The sequence below is a fragment of the Algibacter sp. L4_22 genome, from assembly GCF_023473045.1.
In the GTDB taxonomy this organism is placed as follows: domain Bacteria; phylum Bacteroidota; class Bacteroidia; order Flavobacteriales; family Flavobacteriaceae; genus Algibacter.
Genome location: NZ_JAMCOK010000003.1, coordinates 307,375 through 328,863 on the forward strand (window position 1 = coordinate 307,375; position 21,489 = coordinate 328,863).

Below are 21,489 nucleotides of genomic sequence, written 5' to 3' on the forward strand. Positions count from 1 at the left end.
AACTATGGCTACTACAAAAACACATACATTAAAAAAATGGGACACACTGCATAACAACGGCCCATTCGATATAAAAAAACTATACGCAACCGAACTAGAAGGTGATGGGAACATGCCAAAAAAACTTGATCGATACAACGATGCAGCAAAAGAAATAAGAAGGTTAATTAAAGAATCTCACGATGCTAATCACGGTTTTAGAGCTTACGGATCTGCTTGGTCCATGAATAATATTGCCAGCCATAAAGACCGAATGCATTACAATGGGTTTATGAATATACATATTCCGATAGAACCTAAAAATTGTCATCCTGATACTGATTTCGATGCTTCAAATTTATTTTTATTTGAATGTGGCACAACAATAAAACGTGTTTCCGAAGTATTATCAGCACACGGAAAATCACTAAAAACAACAGGAGCAAGTAATGGGCAAACACTTGCTGGATGTATTTCTACTGGTGTTCATGGTTCTGCATTACATGTTGGTTCCGTTCAAGATTATGTAGTTGGCTTAAACTTAATTATTGGGTCAAACCCAGAGGATATTGTGTATTTGGAACGCCATACAAAGCCTGCTTTAAACAACGCTTTCGCGGAAAACATAAGCAAAAGAGTAATTCGAAACGATGGTTTATTTAATGCAGCTCTTGTAGGGCTGGGTGCTTTCGGGTTTATTCACGGTATTGTTATTGAAGCCGAACCGCGCTTCTTATTAAAACGCTATGTGAAAAAAATTGATAAAGGTTTAGCTTTAGAACTGGCCGAAACTTTAGATTTTAAAAACTCTACTTTTAAAATCCCTGAAGAAACAACCGACGATGGTTTAGGCAACACACCATATCATTATAAAGTTTTCATAAATCAATACAGTAAAGAGGATAAATATGTAGTAGAATTAATGTATAAAAAGCCGTACCAAACCAATTATAAAGATCCTTTTCCTATAATAAAACAATCTTTATATCGCGATTTAATATACTTATTCACTAAAATGGCAGAGAATTTCCCTAAAAGCATTCCTTGGCTAGTAAAACGTTTACGCAAATCCATTTTACCAAAAGTAGACGAAGAATTAACAGGGACTTTACCCGAAATATTTTGGGATGCACCTTATCAAGGTCCTGCATTTGCTTGCTCTTTTGGAGTAAACCATACCGATTCTCCAAAAGCATTAAAACTCCTAGCCGATTTAACAAATAACGAAGGTCCTATTCCTGGAATTTTTGCTATGCGCTTTGTTAAACAAACTAAAGCTACTCTTGGTTTTACAAAATTCCCAGTAACCTGTATGTTAGAAATTGACGGCGTTCTATGGAAAAAAACTAAAAAAATAATAAGCTTAACGGAGTACTCTAAAAGGATGATTGAAGTTTTAAAAGAAAACAACATTCCATTTACCATTCATTGGGGAAAAAGCAACGATTGGGCTTTTCCTAATTTGGTAAAACATATGTATGGAAACGAAGCTGTTAAAACATGGAAACAATATAGGCACGCTTTACTTTCTGAGGAGATGGCCCAGTTGTTTTCCAATACATTTTTAGAAAACGCAGACTTAGCAGAATTAAATATCGATCCTACCGAAACCCCAATTACAGGCGACGACTTAATAGCTTCACTATAAAAACAAGACACTATGCCTAACGAAACAACATCCCATTTCCCTTATAAAACTTTAATTTGGGCCCTATTAGCTGCATTAACACTATTTATTTTTAAACCTCAAATAGAAATGTTACTAACCGATGCGGAACATATTGTTGTGTTTGGCATAGAAATAAAAACTAACAAGGAACAAGCCAACAAATTAACGGATAGTATTCAACAATTTGAAACCCAAATTAACAGCTTATCAGGCCAAATTACAACACAGCAAAATCAAATAAAAACTTTAGATAGGCTTAGAGCAAAACTTGAAAACGATTTAAAAAAATGTCCAGATGCGCAAGAGAATGTAAAAGAATACAGCCTGCAATTAAACCAAATATTTAAAGCCAACACCGAATTAAAAACTAAATCGGATGTTTTAAAAGACGTTAAAATTTTACAAAGAAGTGAACTCGTTAAAAAACCATAAGCCTAAGCTTATAGACTATAACGCTCCTAATTCCTTATGAATTTCATTAAAGAAATAAAACTGGTTCTTATACCAGAATGTGTTTTCAAATAACAGAATATCCAATTTGGTACTTCCGTTACTTTGTAAAATATTTTTTGCTTTATCGAAATATAGCTTTGTATTTGGTACATCTTTCAATTTATAATACGTCATGGAAAGCCCCAGCATAGCATCAAAATCTAAGGCATCAAATTTTAGCGCCGTTTCAAAATCGGTAATAGCATTTTTATATTTTCCTAAAAGCAAATATGAAGTTCCTCTATAGAAATAAGCAAACCCATTATTTTTATTTAACCTAATAGTTGTAGAAAAATCGTTTTTCGCTTTCTTATAATAATTAATACTTAACAGAAATACACCTCGATTATAGTAAGTATCTGCCGAAGGATCCATAAGTACCGCAACGGTATAATCTTTTAAAGCCTGTTTATAATTTTCAAGATTCTCAAACGATAAAGCTCTCAAACCATAAGCCTTAGCATAATATGGTTCTTTTGTTAATAATTGATTAAAAACAGCAATAGCCTCGGTATAATCACCTAAATCAAAATTAGCACAACCCAAACTGTAAATCGCATCTAGAAAATCCGGATCCATCTTGGTCGCATACTTATAATCCTCTCTAGCACCTTCAAAATCCTCTAAACTATATCTGGCATTTCCACGATTAAAATAACTATCGGCATCGGGTTGCGATATTATAATTTTAGAATAATCAATAATAGCACCCGAGTAATCGCCCAACTCATTTTTAGCTATGGCACGATAAAAATACGCATCTAACTTATCAGATTCTAAAGCAATTACTTGTGTTAAAAGCTCTATTCTCTCATTTAAATCTTCTGTTTTTAAAGCTTGGCGAAACAATTTATTTGCTTGCCCAAATATTAATATTGGCAATGCAACTAAGATTAAGGTGAAGTATTTTTTCATATTATATTAATTCAACAATTAATATGCCGTTTTTAATGGCTTCAACAATTTTTTATTAAAGGTAATTATTTTTTACATAATTATAGGTATTAAACATTCAACAAAACCCTCTTAATTAGAACACCAAACAGCCAATTCATTTCCCGAAGGATCTAAAAATTGAAATCGACTTCCGCCTGGGAACATAAAAACATCTTTTGTAATTGTTCCTCCTGCCGCTTCTATTTTAGCTTTAATTTCTAATAAATTTGCATGATACAAAACCACAAGCGATCCGTTAATTATTTTGGCATCGGTATATTCGAAACCGCCTTCTAAACCACTATTTTTAAATGCAATGTAGTCTGGCCCATAATCGGTAAATTCCCAATTAAAACATTTTTGATAAAACCTTTTGATGGATTCTAAGTTATTAGCATATAACTCAATGTAATTTATATGATTGTTTTCCATAAAATATTATTTAAGACGATTAAAAAATGACTAGCAACTAAGTTATTAAAAGAATAATAACTTCATCAAAATATTACTTCATTTTATCCAAAATATCCTTTTTCTTACTTTCCAAATAATGGCGCTCCAAATCATTATTCACAGCATTAAGCGCCAAATCAATTTGATTAATAGCTTTTCTAAAATCATTAGTCGCTATAAAATATTCTGCTACTGTACCATAAAACAAATAACTACGCTGTTCAAAATCGTGAGAATTCAAACTATCCAAATATAATTTTGTTAACTTAAAATCTTCTTTTTGAATACAAATAACGGCCATGCTTAATACATGTATATCCATAGGTTGTAAAGTGTGCAAGCATTGATACCAATAATGAATTTTATCCCAATTAGTATCTTCAAACCGCGCTACTTTTAAATGCTCGGCAGCAATAGCGGCTTCATAATGATAACACGAAAACGTTTTACATTGAACCGCTTTGTGCATCATGGCATTCCCAACTTCTATTAGCGGAAAATACCACAAACTTCTATCCTGCATTTTTAAACTAAGTAGCTCATTCTCTAGATTAGTTTTCGCATCTAACCGTGCCGAATGAAAACACATTAATGCACACAACGCATAACTTTCTGGTGTTCGAGTATGTTTATTCTTTAAAAGCATCTGACAGAGCCTTAGTGCCTCGCCACATAACTCTTCCCTAATTAAAATTTCTTTTTTATTAGAATGAAAACCTTCATTAAAAATTAAGTACAATACTTCCATCACACTTTCTAAACGTTCCGGCAAAGCTTTTCCTTGAGGGATTTGGAATTTTAAATCAGACGCCAAGATAGCTTTCTTAGCTCTTGCCAATCGTTTTTTTATAGTATCTTCTTTAGTTAATAATGCCGATGAAATTTCTTTTATACTAAACCCAGAAACCGTTTTTAAAGCAAACGAAATGCGATCTCTAGGATCCAGTTTTGGGTGGCAAGCCGAAAAAATCATTCGTAATTGAGCATCGGCGATCTCTGTATCTAAAAAAAGATCATTTACAGCAATGGTATCCGTTCCCAAATTAAAATCAAGAATATGTTTTTGATGTGTTTTTAGACTTCTAAAGATATCTAAAACTCGATTTTTAGCCGCTTGCGTAAGCCACGCCTCTGGATTCTCTGGCGGATTATTTCTCCAAGCTAAACTTGCTTTAATAAAAGTATCTTGCACAGCATCTTCAATACTTTCAAGATGTTTCAATCCAAAAATCCGAGTTAAAACAGAAACCATCTTTCCGCTGTGATGGCGAAAAAGATGGTCTATGAGTTTACTTCCCATTAATGGTCGAAAACCATAATTTCACGAATCTCTACCGTACCTCCTAAATCAAAATCAGGATAATCTTGAGCTATTTTTTCAACTGCATCAAAACCTTCAGCTTCAACTAAATAATAACCACCCACAATTTCTTTAACCTCTGCCGACGTTAAATCTGTAACCGTTCGATTTTCACCAACAACACGTCTAATTTGTGGTGTTAAAGCCTCGCCTCCTCTCAATACTCCAGCGCTTTCCATTTTATTCCCCCAAGCAAACCATTTGCCCATTCTCGTTTGTAACTCTTCTGGAGATAAGCCTAAATCGGCATAATCGGCACCAACGAAAATCATCATAAAATTTTTCATATTATATATTTTTAAGGTTTATATAATTAAGACGTTTACCAAAATGTAAAAGGGGACCGTTTTTCAAAATAAATTATAACTTTTTAAAAACTGCTTCAATTTTAATTTGGGCGTTTCCCTCTGGGGCAGGCTTTCACTACTCGCTCCCTCCTATCGTCGGGGAGCTCAAACAGGCCGTTCAATCCTTAACGCGAGTGTAGGCTTAAAGTTATTTTTTAACTTTTAATTTAACGAATATAACCCAAAATCCATTCAAACTCAAAACTTCATAAAACAAAAAAAAAGACCACCTGGGAATTTCAGATGGTCTCTTTAAAAATATATTTTAAACTCTTATTCTCCTAAAAATGGGTAACGGTAATCTTTAGGTGTAACAAAAGTTTCTTTTATCATTCTAGGCGATACCCAACGTAATAAGTTTTGAGCGCTTCCGGCTTTATCATTTGTTCCAGATGCTCTAGCACCTCCAAATGGTTGTTGCCCAACAACAGCTCCTGTTGGTTTATCGTTAATATAGAAATTACCAGCACAATTTTGTAAAGCTTCTGTAGCTTGTGTTACAGCATATCTATCGGTAGATAAAATAGCTCCCGTTAATGCATAATCACTAGTTTCATCAACTAACTTCAACGTTTCCGCGTAAGCGTCATCCTCATACACATAAATAGTAATTACAGGGCCAAATAACTCTGTAGACATGGTTGTGTATTTAGGGTTTGTTGTAAGTATAACAGTTGGTTCAATAAAGTATCCTTTGCTTTTATCGTAACCACCACCAACAATAATTTCTGCATCAGCATCCGCTTTTGCTTGGTCTATATATTTAGCTAATTTATCGAAAGAACCTTCGTGAATAACCGCTGTAATAAAGTTGCTCATATCTTCTGGAGAACCCATTTTAAAAGAATTCACATCTTCGATTACAAATTTCTTTACATCATTCCATAAACTTTGAGGAACATAAGCACGAGATGCCGCACTACATTTTTGACCTTGAAATTCGAAAGCTCCACGAACAATAGCTGTTGCTACTTGCTTAGCATTTGCAGATTTGTGAGCTACAATAAAATCTTTTCCTCCTGTTTCCCCAACAATTTTTGGGTATGTTTTATAGTTATGAATGTTATTTCCTATTTGTTTCCAAAGTTCCTTGAAAATAAAAGTAGACCCTGTAAAGTGTAATCCAGAAAAATCTGGGCTAGCTAATACTGTATCTGTAATCATTACTGGATCGCCAAAAACAACATTAATAACACCTGCAGGAACTCCTGCTTCTTCAAAAACATCCATAATAACTTTAGCAGAATATACTTGGCTATCACTTGGTTTCCATACTACAACATTACCCATTAACGCCATACAAGCTGGTAAATTTCCAGCAATTGCGGTAAAGTTAAATGGTGTTACAGCATAAGTAAAACCCTCTAATGGACGATACTCTACACGGTTCCAAGCATCACTTGTACTTTTTGGTTGCTCCATGTAAATGTCTGACATAAACTGGACATTAAAACGTAAGAAATCAATAAGCTCACAAGCCGCGTCAATTTCTGCTTGGTATATGTTTTTAGACTGCGCAATCATGGTTGCAGCATTAATTTTAGCTCGGTATGGACCTGCAATTAACTCAGCAGCCTTTAAAAATATCCCTGCTCGTTGCTCCCATGGCATTAAACTCCATGATTTTCTTGCTTCTAAAGCTGTAGAAATAGCATCCTCAATATGTTTTTGCTCTGCTACATGATACGTTCCAACCACATGTTTGTGATCGTGAGGAGGAGACATTGTTCTGGTATTTCCAGTTTCAACATCTTGACCATTAATATATAGTGGCACATCTACTTTGCTATTAAACATTGCTTTGTAAGTTTCTAAAACAGCAGTACGCTCAGGTGATCCTGGAGCATAAGATTTAACTGGTTCGTTTACAGCAACTGGCACATTAAAAAAGCCTTTTCCCATGATTTTCTATTTTTTTGTTATTGAATATTCAGTAAATACAGCACAAATTTAAGAATTTTTAAATGATATATTTGATTGGAATACTATTAAAAGGTTGTTAATTTAACATAAAACACACATATCATTACTAATTTTAAAAATAGCAGTAAAAATTTAAACTCTTTTAAACCTAAATCCTAAAAAAATGTAAGTTTAGAACAATATAAAGAAGCATCAAAATTAGCTATTTAAATCGTTAGCACCCCATTGGTCTAGACTTCTTAAAATACCTTCGAGAGATTTGCCTCGTGTACTTAATTTGTACTCGACTTTGGGAGGAACCACAGCATATACTTTTCTAACAACTAAACCATCTTTTTCTAGTTCTCTAACCGTTTGTGTGAACATTTTGTTAGAAATACCAATAATTTGTTTCTGTAAAATCCCCGAACGCAAAGCTCCTTCTAAAAGATGAAACAGAATTAAAGGTTTCCATTTTGTACCAATTAACGTCATGGTATAATTAAGCGGGCAATAATTATTTTTATTCATTTTTAAACATAATACATTAATAATCAACAATTAACTCGTTTAAGTAACTATAATACTTTTTAGTAAGTTATTGCCAAGATGACTAATATAAGTTAAGTTTGTAATATAAAACTTGAATTATGACTAAAAATAAAAATTATCCAAAATCTTTTTCACATATCGGAATTACAGTTCCTGATATTAAAAAAGCCGTGAAATTCTATTCTGAAGTAATGGGATGGTATGTTATAATGGAACCTTCCGAAATAAAAAAAGAAAATGACACTGCCATAGGGCAAATGTGTATTGATGTTTTTGGTGAAGACTGGGAAACCTTTGAAATTGCACACTTATCAACATCTGATGGTATTGGAATTGAATTATTCTGTTTCCCTCACGGCGTTAAAGAAGCACCAGAATTCAACCCGTTTAATACTGGTCTTTTCCATTTTTGCATTCAAGACCCTGATATTGAAACATTAGTTGACAAAGTAGTAGCAAACGGAGGTAAACAAAGAATGCCTATTAGAGAATATTATCCAGATGATAAACCATATAGAATGTGTTATGTAGAAGATCCATTCGGAATTATTTTTGAAATCTATACACATAGCTACGAATTAACATATTCTTCTGGCGCTTACACAAAATAAGAGCAAGAAAAACAGTAGAATACAAACCTATTGTAGTCTATAAATTTTATTTTTGCCTTTCAAAATTTTAAAATTTGAAACATTTTTTCGTAAGTTGCCAATCTGTTTATAGACTATAGTTTTTATGTGTACAGTAACTATTTTCCCAACAACCGATAACGGTTTTGTTTTAACCTCGAATAGAGATGAAGCACCAAATCGAATTTCTCTTGAGCCCAATTTATATAACATAGAAAATACAAACCTACTATTTCCTAAAGATAAATTAGCAGGTGGCACTTGGATTGGAGTTAGCGAAAAAAACAGACTTATTTGTGTGCTTAATGGCGGATTTAAAAACCACCAAAAACAAGATAAATATAGACTTAGCCGAGGTGTTATTGCTAAAGACTTTCTTATTACCGATAATATTGAAGCGTGCATTGAGAATTATAATTTAGAAGATATTGAACCTTTTACTATTGTAATTTCAGATTGGAATTCTCAGTTGAAATTCTACGAATTAGTTTGGGATGGTAGCAATAAACATTTCACAAAACTACCCTTAGAACCTAAAATTTGGTCGTCTTCTACTTTATACAACGCAGACATGAAAACAGAGCGTTTACAATGGTTTGAAAACTATAAACAAGAAAACAAATTAACAGCAAAATCTATTTTAAAATTTCATAAAACTGCAGGTGCCGATAATGATAATTTTGGTGTTATTATGAATCGAGGCTCTATAAAAACTACAAGTATAACTCAAGTTGAAAAAATAAATAATAGTGTAAACATGCGTTATGAAAGTTTACACAACCAAAGCATTTCTAACAAAACATTAAAAACGCCACAAATAGTTAATGGATAATACCGGAATTATTATAACACTCGCCTATCCTGACACTATTGTATTAGTTTCTAAAGAATGGTTTTCTCCATTTTTAAGGTTTATAGGTGTTGGAAAAAAAGATTATTTACGTGCTGGCCACGCCGCTTTAGTTTTAATTGACAAAGAAACAGGGGTTTTAGAATATCACGATTTTGGTCGCTACATAACACCAGAACCAGATGGTCGTGTACGTGGCAGGTATACTGATAACGAATTACATTTTCCTATAAAAGCTGAAATCAAAAATGGGAAAATCGAAAATTTAGATAGAATTTTAGAATTTTTAGCAACAAACCCAAAAATAACACATGGTGAAGGCAAATTAGTGGCTTCAGTTTGTAATGTTATAGACTATAAAAAGGCTAGAAAGCATATAACCATGATGCAAAACAAGCATTTTATTCGTTATGCTGCCTTTATTAAAAATGCTAGTAATTGCGCACGCTTTGTTTCCGATGTTTTAATCGCTTCGGTTACAAAACCCGATATGAAAAAAAACATTGAAAACTCAAAATGGTTTACACCAAGTACGGTTGGAAATGTACTACTTTCCAATACTGAAGAACATCCTTTTGAAGTTTCCGAAACTGGAGAAATTTCAAAATTCACAGGTTCTCAAAAAAGCGAGAATTTACGATGTTTTTTAGATAAACTTAAAAATCACGAAGTTAATCTAGTTGGAACTTTAATACCAAAACCTGTAGAAAACCTACATAAAAATGCACAGTGGCTATCAGGTATTGCAGCTGGAGCTTGGTTTGAACTTCACAAAACAGACGAAGTTTCAAAATACAGATTTCGACGTGTTTCTCCTTACGGGAATATAGATGTTGATGCTTTTTTTAAAATTGAAAATAACGCTTTTAATCATGATAAAACGTTTCAATTTATTCCATATTCAAATTGTCAATTCTTTCATGTAAAACAAAATGAAACTGTATTTAAGTTCGAAAGAATTTATTAATTAAAGACTCAAAACAATTTCCTTTTGTTCTTTAAAAACTCCAATTTCAGGCAATTCAGTAATTGCTAAATCAATATACCTTAAAGCTTTTTCTTTGTTCTTTTGATGCGTCTCAATCTGGGCCAATCTATAATATGCCCAAGCTTTTGGTACGCCATCTTTAGCCGAGTAATTTTCTAAATATCTATTTAAGCAAGCTTCTCCTTTACCGAGTTCAATGTTATATTCAGCAGCAACTTTTCCTATTTGATAATGCAACGCGTTTCTCTTAAGTTTACCTTCGGCTTCTTCAATGTTTTTTATGGCATCTTTTGGTCGATTTTCTTTTTCATAAAAAGCCGTAAGTTTATTAAAACAAGTTAAAGAACCACCTTCAACTATAGCCATTTTATAAAACTTCTCAGCAAGTTCTGGGGCATCATCATACTCATAAACATAACCTTTAGCTAAGTAACCATCTACTTTAGAAAGTATCTCAAGTTCCTCCGCATATTTTAAAGATTTATTTTTACTTCCTCCTAAAACGCCCGGTAACTGCATATACAATTCTACCAAAGCCCAACGTGTATCAATGTGGTTTGCATCTAATTCAGCCGCTTTTAAAAACGCACTTTTTATATCTCCAATTAATCCAAGCGCAGTAAACTTACTTACGGAGAGTGCTTTCATCCCTAAAACACCTCCATATTTATAATGATAATTGGCTGTATTAGGTTTATATTCAACTAATTTTTTATAATTTCCAATAGCTTCATCCCATTTTTTTTGATAGCCAAAAGTATCGCCCAACAACTCGGTTGCTTTCAGATTATTCGGATTATTTTCTAAATATTTAATAAGTAAAGGCTCAACTTCTTGGTATTGCTTATTATCTATCATCGTTTCAAAATCTTGAATAGACGATTGACAAAAAGCCCAAATAGGTAACAAAAGAAAAATTAAAAATTTATTCATATAAATTAGTTCGAAAACGCAAAGTTAAACTTTCTACTTTACTCTAAAAATGGTTAACTTCACTCAATGAACGAAACCGTTTACCAATTAGTACTTTTTGGAACGGCTTTTGTTTATATTTTTGAGACAAATTTAGCGCAATGAAAAATTCCATATCTATTTTAATGATTATACTATTTTCAAACTTTTCTTCAGCTCAAAACCATGATTACGAGACGTTATGGAAAGAAGTTAATAAATTTGAAGCTGAAGGTTTACCTAAATCGGCATTAAAAGTTGTTGAAAACATAGAAAAGCTTGCTAAAACTAGCGAAAACTATCCACAAACTATAAAAACAATGCTTTTTAAAAGCAAGTTTGCAATGGTTTTAGAAGAGGACGCTCAACTCGATATTATTAATGATTTTAAATCTAAAATTTCCAAAAGTAAATTTCCTACTAAAAATGTTTTGGAGAATATTTTAGCAAATTTATATTGGCAATATTTTAAACAAAACCGGTGGAAATTTTATAACAGAACTAAAACTAGCGAAAAAGTAGATACCAACGATTTTAGAACTTGGGATTTACAAACACTTTTTAATGAAACACATTTGCATTTTCAGAATTCGTTAAAAAACGGATTAATGCTACAACAAGAAGGTTTAGAACAATATGACGCTTTATTAAATAATCAAATCGAATCCAAGCTTTATAGACCAACACTTTTTGATTTTTTAAATCACAGTGCTTTAGATTTTTATAAAACTAATGAAACACATATTACCAAGCCTGCGTACAAATTTGATATTGATAGTACAGCGTATTTAAGCGAAGCCAAACCATTTTCGGAACTAAAAATAACATCAAAAGATTCTACTTCACTTCAATTAAACGCTTTAAAAATTTATAAAGATTTAATACGGTTTCATTTAAAAGATGCGTCGCCTTTCGCTTTAGCTGATGTAAATATAGAACGCTTAAAATTTGTAAATGAACATGCTACTTTTGATAATCATGAAGCCTTATTACTAGATGCATTAGAAAATAAAAACAAACGCTTAAAAGCACATGAAGTATCTGGTTTATATGCCTTTGAAACTGCACAAATTTTTAATCAGCAAAGTCAAGAATACCAAACAAAAACTAAAGAAACTAACCGTTGGAAAGCTAAAGAAGCTATTGAAATTTGTAATACTGTTATTTCTAAATTTTCAAAAAGTAAAGCTGCTGAAAAATGTAGGGTTTTAAAAACTATTATTGAACGCGCTCAACTTCAAATTACTGCAGAAAGTTTTTTACCTGTTCAACAAGATACTCGCATTTTAGTTAGGTACAAAAACTTAAATCAACTTCAATTTAAAACCTATAAAGTAAGTGATAAGCAGCTTGAGAAATTCAACGCACTTTATAATCAAGAAGATCAATGGGAGTTTATTGAAAAATTAACATCTTATAAAACTTGGGAAAGCACATTAAAAAATGAAAAAGATTACCAAAACCATAGCACAGAAATACTAGTACCAAAATTAGATAATGGCCAATACATTATTGTAGCATCAACCTTAAAAAACAGCAAAAAAAACTTCGCATTTACCAACATACAAGTTACAAATACGGCTTTAGTTGAAACGCAAACACCACAACACAATATTTTTCAATGTATTGACCGAAATAATGGCGCTCCCATTGCCAATGCCGAAATTGAATTCAACTACAATGTAAACTATACAAAAGAAACAAAAACCGAGTATTTCACTACAAACAGTTTAGGAGAATTTAAAATTGAAAAGAAAAGGAATAATTGGTATCGTAATGTGCGATTAAAGATTAAAACCACTAATGATTTGGCCTACTTTGGTGAATATTACATTAATAGAAGCTATACTCAAAATGAAGAAAAAGTAACATACAAATCATTTTTATTTACAGACAGAAGCATTTACAGACCAGCTCAAACGGTTTATTTTAAAGGCATCGCCATGAAAACAGAAGATAACAAATCTGAAGTTTTAGATAATCAAGACGTAGAAGTTGTTCTATATAATACTAATCACGAAAAAGTAAAAGAACTACAATTAAAGACAAACGATTTTGGGTCTGTTTCTGGAGAATTCATTCTACCAAACTCCGGTCTAAATGGCGCTTATTTTATAGATATCAAATCCCGTTCTGGTAATATTGACATAAGAAGCACTGCTTATTTTTCGGTTGAAGAATATAAGCGTCCAAAGTTTGAAACTAAATTCACCCCTGTTACAGACACTTATAAAATTAACGATTTAATAAACGCTAAAGGTAAAGCCTTAGCGTTCGCAGGCAGTAATATTACCGATGCTAAGGTGGTTTATCGTGTGCAACGAAAAGTACAATACCCGAACTGGTATTATTGGTATCGTCCGTATTTTAATAGCGAACCACAAGAAATAACGCATGGAGAAACAACCACCAATGATAAAGGTGAATTTGAAATTAAATTTAAAGCACAACCAGATCAAAGTATAGATAAATCGAGCTTACCCGTTTTTAAGTATGAAATTACAGCCGATGTAACAGATTTAAATGGAGAAACTAGAAGTGCAACAACGGTTATCAATGTTGGATACCATGCCTTAATAGCGACTTTGAGTGTTGATTCTGTTTTAGATAAAACTGAAAAAGATCATCTTATTAATATTGACACAAAAAACCTTAACGGTGAATTTATTGATGCTAAAGGTTCTATCAAAATTTATAAGCTGAAGTCACCAAATTCAGTATTAAGAACACGTCCTTGGGAAGTACCCGATTATCAAGATATGTCTTCAGAAGCATTTAAAACCTTATTTCCACACGATGCTTTTCAAGATGAAGACAATTCGAAAAACTGGAAAAAGGGTGACTTAGTTTTTCAAAAAGACTTTAATACTAAAACGGCTAAAACCCTTCCGTTAGGAACTATTAAAAAATGGCAGTCGGGTCAATATTTAATTACTTTAGAAAGTGAAGATAAATTTGGACAACCTGTAAAGGATGAAATTAAAACAACATTATTCAGTTATTCTGATAAAACTTTGGCAGACCATCAATTATTTAGTGTTTCGACAGACAAAGATCAATACAGTATTGGAGAAAAAACTAAATTAACGTTCGCTTCTGCAGCTGAAAATATTAACGTTACAGTGTCTATTGAAAAGGATGGAGAAATTACTAAATCTGAAATTATTCAACTTAATAACAATAAAAAAAGCATAACGATTCCTGTTACAAAAAACGACTTAGGCGGTTTTACTGTAAACTATAGCTTTGCCGCATTTAATAGTTATCAATCTGGTTCGGTCGCGATTTCCGTGCCATACCCAAAATCTAATTTAGAAATTGAAACGGTAACTTTTAGAGATAAACTGCAACCAGGAATAGAAGAAAATTGGCAATTTAAAATTAAAGGTCCACAAGGGGAGAAAGTAAGTGCAGAGATTTTAGCGAGTATGTATGATGCTTCTCTAGACCAGTTTAAACGACATGCTTGGAATTTCAACCCAATTCAAAACCCAATATATTACACCCAAAATAATAGTCGAGCGCAAACAAGTTTTGGTACGAGTCATTTTAGAGTTTATAATGACTACATAAATGCAAGATATCCTGAACAATATTATGACCAATTGGATTGGTTTGGTTTTAATTTTGGTAGACAAAACCAGAACATCATGATTCGTGGTATGGCAAGCGTAGCTAAAAAACTAAGTGGCCGTGTTGCAGGTGTGCAATTAAATAGAGAAAAAATGCCTGCTCCCGAAATGGTAATGGAAAGCGAAATGTCTAATTTAGATGACACTGTAATTGTTGGCTATGGAACTGAGAGGAAAAGTGATATTACAGGAGCCGTAACAGAAGTAAATTCAGATACTCTTTCAGAAAAAAACGAAAATTTCGACACAGTACAAATCCGTAAAAACCTCCAAGAAACGGCTTTCTTTTTTCCACAGCTAAAAACTGATGAAGATGGAAATATAAGTTTCAGTTTCAATACACCCGAAGCTTTAACCCAATGGAAATTGCAATTGCTAGCACACACAAAAACATTAGAAAGCACCACAAAAACATTAACTACAGTTACCCAAAAGGAACTAATGATTACACCAAATGCGCCACGCTTTTTACGTGAAGGTGATAAAATTTCAATTAGCACAAAAATTTCAAATCTTACAGAAAAAGAACTTTCTGGTCAGGCTAAATTATTTTTAACAGATGCTTTAACAGGAAAAGATATTAATACCGATTTAGGAATTGCTGATGCTCGCAAAAACTTCAAAGTCGATGCTGCAGGAAACACGCAAGTAACGTGGAGTTTAACCATTCCAGAAAATGTGCAAGCTGTTCAATATAAAATTGTAGCAAAATCTGGAGATTATAGCGATGGTGAACAAAATGCTTTGCCAGTATTAAGCAACCGTATATTGGTTACCGAAACATTACCAATGTGGGTAAGAAGCAATGAAACTAAAACATTCACATTAGATAAGTTGAAAAACAATAACTCTACCACTTTAAAAAACCATAAACTAACTTTAGAAGTAACCTCCAACCCGGCTTGGTATGCTGTACAAGCACTACCCTACTTAATGGAATATCCATACGATTGTAACGAGCAAACTTTTAGCCGTTATTATGCGAATGCTTTGGCGAGCCACATTGCAAACTCAAACCCAAGAATTCAAGACGTTTTTAATCAATGGAGAAATACCGATGCCTTACTTTCTAACTTAGAAAAAAATGAAGATTTAAAATCTATTCTAATTCAAGAAACGCCTTGGTTACGTGATGCGCAAAACGAAACGGAACAGAAAAAACGTATTGCTTTATTATTCGATTTAAATAAAATGAATAACGAGTTGCAATCGGCTATTAATAAACTAGAAGTCAATCAAATGAATTCTGGTGCTTGGGCTTGGTTTAAAGGCGGTCGCGAAAATCGATACATTACACAACATATTATTACAGGTTTTGGCCATTTAAAACAACTTTCTGTTGTAGACCCTAGCGGAAAAACTTCTGAAATGATTTTAAAAGCCATTAGTTATTTAGATGATGAATTTGTTCAGGAATATAATGACATCAGAAAATATGATAAGAACATGGATCTAAACTTAGACCATTTAAGTTATACACAATTGCATTATTTATACATGCGAAGCTTCTACCCTAACATTAAAAAATCTAAAGAAGTTGAAACAATTATCAAATATTATGGAACACAAATTGAGAAATATTGGTTAAGTCGCTCGCTTTATGCTAAAGGCCTAATGTCTCTTATTTCTCATAGAAATAATGCTCCCGTTATGGCTTCCAAAATTATAAAATCGCTAAAAGAAACGAGTATTACTTCGGAAGAATTAGGCATGTATTGGAAAGCAAACACCAATTCATGGTTTTGGTATCAAGCACCAATTGAAACACAGGCTTTATTAATTGAAGCCTTTTCGGAAATAGAAAACGATACAGAAACAATTGATAATTTAAAAATCTGGTTACTTAAAAACAAGCAAACCAATCGTTGGAAAACTACCAAATCTACAACCGATGCCGTGTATGCTTTATTACTGCAAGGTAGCGATTGGTTAAGTGTAACCGATGCTGTCGACATTGTTTTAGGCGGACAAAAAATTGAACCATCAAAACTAGAAGATGTTAAAGTTGAAGCCGGAACGGGTTACTATAAAACATCTTGGAATACTTCGGAAATTAAACCGGAAATGGGAGAAGTTAGTATTTCTAAAAAAGGAGCAGGTATTGCCTGGGGTAGTTTATACTGGCAATATTTCGAAGATTTAGATAAAATTACTTCTGCTGAAACACCTCTTAAATTGAATAAAAAACTATTCTTAAAAACGAATACTGATACTGGTGAAGAAATTTCTGAAATTAACAAAAACACACATTTAAAAGTTGGAGATTTAGTTCGTGTTCGAATAGAACTTAGAAGCGACCGAGCGATGGAATTTATACATATGAAAGATATGCGTGCCGCCGGTTTTGAACCTATAAATGTAATCTCAACTTACAAATGGCAAGATGGTTTAGGCTATTATGAAAGTACTAAAGATGCCAGTACAAACTTCTTTTTCGATTATTTACCAAAAGGTGTTTACGTTTTTGAATATGATTTGCGCGTCAATAACGCCGGAAATATGAGCAATGGCATCACAACGATACAAAGTATGTATGCTCCAGAATTTAGCAGCCATAGTGAGGGTGTACGAGTTGTGGTAGAGTAAGAAACTTAATAAAAAATAAAAATCCCCTTCAAATTTAAAATTTGAAGGGGATTTTTATTTTATGAGATTTCTGTTATAACAAATACTCAACACTTTAATTAAAACTCCAGTTCTTATAACTACTAGAAGCTTCTAATTTATTTTCTAAACTATCTTCTAACTCTGGAAAGAAATCAATTCCTGTAAGTTTTTCAACTTCATCTACAGATACAACAAACTTATATAAAGGTTGTTTAGACTCTACGCTAGGCATTAAAAATGCTATCATTTTAGTTTTACCCGAATTATTATCGATTAAAACTTTATAAAACTGATTTGGAACAGCAACATGCTCGTCACCAATGGTTTTCATGTCCCCTTTTAAAACACCTCCAGTAACAACAAAAATACCATTGTATTTACTTGCCCAATAACGCACTTTTTGTTCTAGAGTATTCCAAATTCCTGCGTTAAAGTCATGTTTCTGCGGACTAATATTACTTGTTAAAAAAGTCTCATCGTAAGCTTCTTTAGTATAACGTCTATCTCCCGCAGGACAAAGATGCCCACGATCGTAACCCGATTTTTTATAATTACGCCAATCTGCCGCTCCTGTATTTACCGCTTTATCAATTTCAAAATACGGTCGTTTAAAATCGTTTTTAGATAAGTGTGATTTCTTTAACTCGTAAGCCACCCATTCTGCTTGTTCAAAAGGCTCACTATATGAAAGTGAATACCCATCATGATGCACAATTTGCCCTGTAGTACTTGTTGGTAAAAAATACTCGTTGGTATCCGATTTAGACTGCCTGCCTTCGGTTATAATTTCGGTTTTCTCTTCTTCATTTAAAAAATGCTCATAACCATAAATTACTACAAGAATAATAGCGGCAGCGATAGATAATAACTTCCTTTTATTCATTATTCTAAAACAAATTCTAAAGGTTCACCAATTGTAAAATTAGGGGCATTAATATCTAGTAATGCTGAAATGGTTGGTGCAATATCTGTAATTTCAGTTTTCTTAACTGTTTTTCCATGTTTTATACCTTTTCCGAAGAATAAAAGAGGCACATGTGTATCATAATTTAAACCACTACCATGTGTAGAACCCGTTTTTCCGTAGGAAATATAAGCCGGATCTTGAAGAACTAAAACATCACCAGATCGTTTTTGATTATATCCATTTTGAAGTAATTTTTCAATCCCTACAGTAAATGAAGCTTTCCCCATTGTTGTTGCTGTGTATGCTTTATAAACATTAGTATAATTAATTATTTCATTAACTACAACATCTTGAACATCTTCTAAATTTAAGTTTAAGCTTTTAATTTTTTCACGGTTCAAAAATATTTGATTGTTACTTATGTTTTCAATTAAATCTCCAGAGTTAAAAGTTGTTTTCATAAATGCTTCCAACTTTGTTCTCATCGCTTTATTATTCAAATATCCAGCTGGAATTTTTTTAGATTTCATATAAGCGGGTACATTAATAGCACCGTGATCTGCGGTTAAAAATACCGTATAATTTCCTTTACCAACTTCTGCATCCAATCCTTTAAAGAAACGCTCTAAATCTTTATCTAAACGTAAATACGTGTCTTCAATTTCTTTAGAATTAACACCAAAATTATGACCAACATAATCGGTACTAGAAAAACTAACTGTTAAAACATCTGTAAATTCATCTTTTCCTAAATCTTCGCCTTTTAGGGCTGCTAAGGCAAAATCTGCTATTAAACTATTTCCATAAGCTGTTGCTTTCAAAATATCATAACCTCCGTTTGTCTTTTTTAACTCATCTAAATCATAAGGAAATGTTGCTGTTTCTTTTCCTTTAAATCCGCCTTCAAAATCGTTTAAATCATTTCCACTTTCAGCATAAGTATCAATATCATATAAAGTATTCCATGTTTTAAGATATGATTTTGCACTACCTGATGAATTAAATTTTGTTACCCATTTTGGTAATTCATTCATATAAAATGTACTAGAAATAAAATTCCCTTCATTTTTTCCTTGAAACCAATATGCAGCATTCGCTGTATGTCCTGCAGGTAAAATGGCTCCACGATCTTTAATTGAAATACCGATAGTTTTTCCTCGCATTTGCGTGAACAATCTATTTTCATCAGCAAATGTTGTTGTTTTCATACGTTGCGAAGACATTTTTCCCGCATCCGTTTTGGTGCCTACGGATTCCATTGAATCGTCTTGAGCGCAATACACCATAGTTTTCAATTCCTTATCAAACCAATTATTTGCAATAATACCGTGATATTTTGGTGTAGTTCCAGTATAGATTGAAGCGTGACCAGGACCTGTATAAGTTGGTACATAATTAAAATGATTGTTTTTACAATTAAAGCCTTCATTCATCATACGCTTAAAACCTCCTTCGCCGTACCTATTAGCAAATCTTGTTAAATAATCGTAACGCATTTGATCTACCACGATTCCAACTACTAGTTTTGGATTAGACTCATCAGATTTGTTTTGTGCTTTAGTCGACAAGCCCAACACAAGGACTACAGCTAAAAGAAAAATGTTTTTATTCATTATAATAGGTTTAAGGCTCAAAAATACATATTTTAAAAACATGTTAATTTAAAATAATCGTTAAATCCGAGTAACTTTTTTTACTTTAGCACTTCAAATTTAGATATGACGTACCTACATAATATAGGAGCTTATTTTTTAATGATTGTCGAAATGTTTCGCAAGCCAACAAAATGGGCTGTAATGAAGCAATTAATATTAAAAGATATTGACGACTTGATCATTGGATCGCTTGGCATTGTTGCCTTTATTGCCTTTTTTGTTGGTGGTGTTGTTACCATACAAACGGCTTTAAATATTGATAATCCATTAATCCCAAAATATTTAGTTGGCTTTGCAACAAGACAATCTATTATATTAGAATTTGCACCAACATTTATTTCGATAATTATGGCTGGTAAAGTAGGATCTTTTATTACATCCAGCATTGGAACCATGCGAGTTACCGAACAAATCGACGCCTTAGAAGTTATGGGTATAAACTCATTAAACTACTTAGTTTTTCCTAAGTTTATTTCTTTAATGCTATATCCTTTTTTAATATCAATTGCTATGTTTTTAGGTATTCTTGGTGGAATGGCAGCTTGCGTTTTTGGAGGTTTTAGTTCCTTGGAAGATTATACTACTGGAATACAAATGGATTTTATACCGTTTCATATTACTTATGCTTTTATAAAAACGTTTGTGTTTGCTTTTTTACTAGCAACGATTCCTTCTTTTCATGGATATTATATGAAAGGTGGTGCTTTGGAAGTTGGAAAAGCAAGTACCACATCGTTTGTTTGGACTAGTGTTGCCATAATTCTTTTAAATTATTTACTAACCCAAATGCTGTTAAGCTCATGATTGAAGTCAAAGATTTACATAAATCGTTTGGAGACGCGCATATTTTAAAAGGGATTTCCACCACTTTTGAAAAAGGAAAAACCAACCTTATTATTGGGCAAAGTGGATCGGGTAAAACCGTATTTTTAAAATGTTTATTGGGTTTATTTGATTATGAAGAAGGCTGTATTGCCTACGATGGCCAAATATTTGCTCAACTTACAGAGGATGAAAAGCGAAATATGCGCGCAAAAATTGGTATGGTCTTTCAAGGAAGCGCCTTGTTTGATTCTATGACAATTGCCGAGAACGTTATGTTCCCACTACAAATGTTTACCAAACAAAGTAAAAGCGAAATGGAAGATCGTGTAGATTTTGTTTTAAAACGTGTAAACCTAGATGATGCGCATAAAAAAATGCCAAGTCAAGCTTCAGGCGGTATGCAAAAACGTGTCGCAATTGCTCGTGCTATTGTTAACAAACCTAGGTATTTATTTTGTGATGAACCTAACTCGGGATTAGACCCAAAGACAGCTATTGTAATTGATAATTTAATTCAAGAAATTACAGATGAATACCAAATAACAACCGTAATAAATTCGCATGATATGAATTCGGTTATGGAAATTGGTGAAAAAATCGTATTTTTAAAAGATGGTTTAAAAGCTTGGGAAGGCTCTAAGGATAACATTTTTAGAACCGATAACGAGGTAGTTACCGATTTTGTGTATTCATCAAACTTATTTAAAAAAGTTCGTAAAATGTACTTAGAAGAGAATAGTTGAAAATTGTAATCA

At 32.7% G+C, this 21,489-nt stretch carries 17 protein-coding genes; 8 read left to right on the top strand and 9 right to left on the bottom strand.

Going from position 1 to position 21,489, the window contains the following annotated elements:
* Positions 1-4: 4 nt before the first annotated feature.
* Together M4I23_RS09455 and M4I23_RS09460 are read left to right on the top strand one after the other, a co-directional pair.
* Positions 5-1,627, top strand: a complete 1,623-nt coding sequence (locus M4I23_RS09455) for an FAD-linked oxidase (protein ID WP_249754228.1) — start codon at positions 5-7, stop codon at positions 1,625-1,627.
* 12 nt (positions 1,628-1,639) lie between these two features.
* On the top strand, positions 1,640-2,080 hold the full coding sequence (locus M4I23_RS09460) for a hypothetical protein (protein ID WP_158844077.1): 441 nt from the start codon (positions 1,640-1,642) through the stop codon (positions 2,078-2,080).
* A gap of 15 nt (positions 2,081-2,095) precedes the next feature.
* Here the strand turns inward: M4I23_RS09460 and M4I23_RS09465 are convergent, their stop codons facing one another.
* The 6 genes from M4I23_RS09465 to M4I23_RS09490 form a co-directional block, all read right to left on the bottom strand.
* Complete coding sequence (locus M4I23_RS09465) at positions 2,096-3,055, bottom strand: tetratricopeptide repeat protein (RefSeq protein WP_249754229.1); 960 nt, start codon at positions 3,053-3,055, stop codon at positions 2,096-2,098.
* Positions 3,056-3,166: 111 nt separating this feature from the next.
* A complete protein-coding gene (locus M4I23_RS09470) occupies positions 3,167-3,508 on the bottom strand; it encodes a VOC family protein (protein ID WP_249754230.1) in 342 nt (113 codons plus the stop codon).
* A 73-nt stretch (positions 3,509-3,581) separates the two neighbouring features.
* The gene (locus M4I23_RS09475) at positions 3,582-4,829 is read right to left on the bottom strand and encodes an RNA polymerase sigma factor (RefSeq protein ID WP_249754231.1); all 1,248 of its coding nucleotides are present in this window, start codon (positions 4,827-4,829) and stop codon (positions 3,582-3,584) included.
* Positions 4,829-5,176 (bottom strand): YciI family protein, encoded by a 348-nt coding sequence (locus M4I23_RS09480; protein WP_249754232.1) that lies wholly within the window; start codon positions 5,174-5,176, stop codon positions 4,829-4,831. Before M4I23_RS09480 ends, M4I23_RS09475 begins: the two co-directional genes overlap by 1 nt.
* A 333-nt stretch (positions 5,177-5,509) precedes the next feature.
* Positions 5,510-7,138 carry an L-glutamate gamma-semialdehyde dehydrogenase gene (pruA, locus tag M4I23_RS09485; RefSeq protein WP_158844087.1) on the bottom strand — a complete coding sequence of 543 codons (1,629 nt, stop codon included), beginning with the start codon at positions 7,136-7,138 and terminating at the stop codon, positions 5,510-5,512.
* A gap of 219 nt (positions 7,139-7,357) precedes the next feature.
* Positions 7,358-7,669 (bottom strand): helix-turn-helix domain-containing protein, encoded by a 312-nt coding sequence (locus M4I23_RS09490; protein WP_249754233.1) that lies wholly within the window; start codon positions 7,667-7,669, stop codon positions 7,358-7,360.
* Positions 7,670-7,788: 119 nt separating this feature from the next.
* On the opposite strand from M4I23_RS09490, the gene M4I23_RS09495 reads away from it, so the two are divergent.
* From M4I23_RS09495 to M4I23_RS09505, 3 genes are all read left to right on the top strand, one after another.
* Positions 7,789-8,301, top strand: coding sequence for a lactoylglutathione lyase family protein (locus M4I23_RS09495; RefSeq protein ID WP_158844091.1), 513 nt, complete (start codon positions 7,789-7,791; stop codon positions 8,299-8,301).
* Between the two features lie 124 nt (positions 8,302-8,425).
* Positions 8,426-9,151 carry an NRDE family protein gene (locus tag M4I23_RS09500; RefSeq protein ID WP_158844093.1) on the top strand — a complete coding sequence of 242 codons (726 nt, stop codon included), beginning with the start codon at positions 8,426-8,428 and terminating at the stop codon, positions 9,149-9,151.
* Positions 9,144-10,136: a DUF6695 family protein gene (locus tag M4I23_RS09505; protein WP_158844095.1), complete on the top strand. Its 993-nt coding sequence runs from the start codon at positions 9,144-9,146 to the stop codon at positions 10,134-10,136. Before M4I23_RS09500 ends, M4I23_RS09505 begins: the two co-directional genes overlap by 8 nt.
* On the opposite strand, the gene M4I23_RS09510 is transcribed toward M4I23_RS09505, so the two are convergent.
* Positions 10,137-11,090, bottom strand: a complete 954-nt coding sequence (locus tag M4I23_RS09510) for a lipopolysaccharide assembly protein LapB (RefSeq protein ID WP_249754234.1) — start codon at positions 11,088-11,090, stop codon at positions 10,137-10,139.
* Between the two features lie 140 nt (positions 11,091-11,230).
* On the opposite strand from M4I23_RS09510, the gene M4I23_RS09515 reads away from it, so the two are divergent.
* Positions 11,231-17,326 carry an alpha-2-macroglobulin gene (locus tag M4I23_RS09515; RefSeq protein WP_249754235.1) on the top strand — a complete coding sequence of 2,032 codons (6,096 nt, stop codon included), beginning with the start codon at positions 11,231-11,233 and terminating at the stop codon, positions 17,324-17,326.
* A gap of 94 nt (positions 17,327-17,420) precedes the next feature.
* On the opposite strand, the gene M4I23_RS09520 is transcribed toward M4I23_RS09515, so the two are convergent.
* Positions 17,421-18,230 carry a DNA/RNA non-specific endonuclease gene (locus M4I23_RS09520; RefSeq protein WP_249754236.1) on the bottom strand — a complete coding sequence of 270 codons (810 nt, stop codon included), beginning with the start codon at positions 18,228-18,230 and terminating at the stop codon, positions 17,421-17,423.
* Positions 18,230-19,867 (bottom strand): alkaline phosphatase PafA, encoded by a 1,638-nt coding sequence (gene pafA / locus M4I23_RS09525; RefSeq protein WP_158844103.1) that lies wholly within the window; start codon positions 19,865-19,867, stop codon positions 18,230-18,232. Before pafA ends, M4I23_RS09520 begins: the two co-directional genes overlap by 1 nt.
* Positions 19,868-19,972: 105 nt before the next feature.
* On the opposite strand from pafA, the gene M4I23_RS09530 reads away from it, so the two are divergent.
* On the top strand, positions 19,973-20,713 hold the full coding sequence (locus M4I23_RS09530) for an ABC transporter permease (RefSeq protein WP_158844105.1): 741 nt from the start codon (positions 19,973-19,975) through the stop codon (positions 20,711-20,713).
* Complete coding sequence (locus tag M4I23_RS09535; protein ID WP_158844107.1) at positions 20,710-21,477, top strand: ABC transporter ATP-binding protein; 768 nt, start codon at positions 20,710-20,712, stop codon at positions 21,475-21,477. The genes M4I23_RS09530 and M4I23_RS09535 overlap by 4 nt, the downstream gene beginning before the upstream one ends.
* Positions 21,478-21,489: the final 12 nt, after the last annotated feature.

Excerpts from the sequence above, each read along its gene's own strand:
- M4I23_RS09455 (WP_249754228.1), top strand. The coding sequence starts at position 5 with ATGGCTACTACAAAAACACATACATTAAAAAAATGGGACACACTGCAT.
- M4I23_RS09460 (WP_158844077.1), top strand. The coding sequence starts at position 1,640 with ATGCCTAACGAAACAACATCCCATTTCCCTTATAAAACTTTAATTTGG.
- M4I23_RS09465 (WP_249754229.1), bottom strand. The coding sequence starts at position 3,055 with ATGAAAAAATACTTCACCTTAATCTTAGTTGCATTGCCAATATTAATA.
- M4I23_RS09470 (WP_249754230.1), bottom strand. The coding sequence starts at position 3,508 with ATGGAAAACAATCATATAAATTACATTGAGTTATATGCTAATAACTTA.
- M4I23_RS09475 (WP_249754231.1), bottom strand. The coding sequence starts at position 4,829 with ATGGGAAGTAAACTCATAGACCATCTTTTTCGCCATCACAGCGGAAAG.
- M4I23_RS09480 (WP_249754232.1), bottom strand. The coding sequence starts at position 5,176 with ATGAAAAATTTTATGATGATTTTCGTTGGTGCCGATTATGCCGATTTA.
- pruA (WP_158844087.1), bottom strand. The coding sequence starts at position 7,138 with ATGGGAAAAGGCTTTTTTAATGTGCCAGTTGCTGTAAACGAACCAGTT.
- M4I23_RS09490 (WP_249754233.1), bottom strand. The coding sequence starts at position 7,669 with ATGAATAAAAATAATTATTGCCCGCTTAATTATACCATGACGTTAATT.
- M4I23_RS09495 (WP_158844091.1), top strand. The coding sequence starts at position 7,789 with ATGACTAAAAATAAAAATTATCCAAAATCTTTTTCACATATCGGAATT.
- M4I23_RS09500 (WP_158844093.1), top strand. The coding sequence starts at position 8,426 with ATGTGTACAGTAACTATTTTCCCAACAACCGATAACGGTTTTGTTTTA.
- M4I23_RS09505 (WP_158844095.1), top strand. The coding sequence starts at position 9,144 with ATGGATAATACCGGAATTATTATAACACTCGCCTATCCTGACACTATT.
- M4I23_RS09510 (WP_249754234.1), bottom strand. The coding sequence starts at position 11,090 with ATGAATAAATTTTTAATTTTTCTTTTGTTACCTATTTGGGCTTTTTGT.
- M4I23_RS09515 (WP_249754235.1), top strand. The coding sequence starts at position 11,231 with ATGAAAAATTCCATATCTATTTTAATGATTATACTATTTTCAAACTTT.
- M4I23_RS09520 (WP_249754236.1), bottom strand. The coding sequence starts at position 18,230 with ATGAATAAAAGGAAGTTATTATCTATCGCTGCCGCTATTATTCTTGTA.
- pafA (WP_158844103.1), bottom strand. The coding sequence starts at position 19,867 with ATGAATAAAAACATTTTTCTTTTAGCTGTAGTCCTTGTGTTGGGCTTG.
- M4I23_RS09530 (WP_158844105.1), top strand. The coding sequence starts at position 19,973 with ATGACGTACCTACATAATATAGGAGCTTATTTTTTAATGATTGTCGAA.
- M4I23_RS09535 (WP_158844107.1), top strand. The coding sequence starts at position 20,710 with ATGATTGAAGTCAAAGATTTACATAAATCGTTTGGAGACGCGCATATT.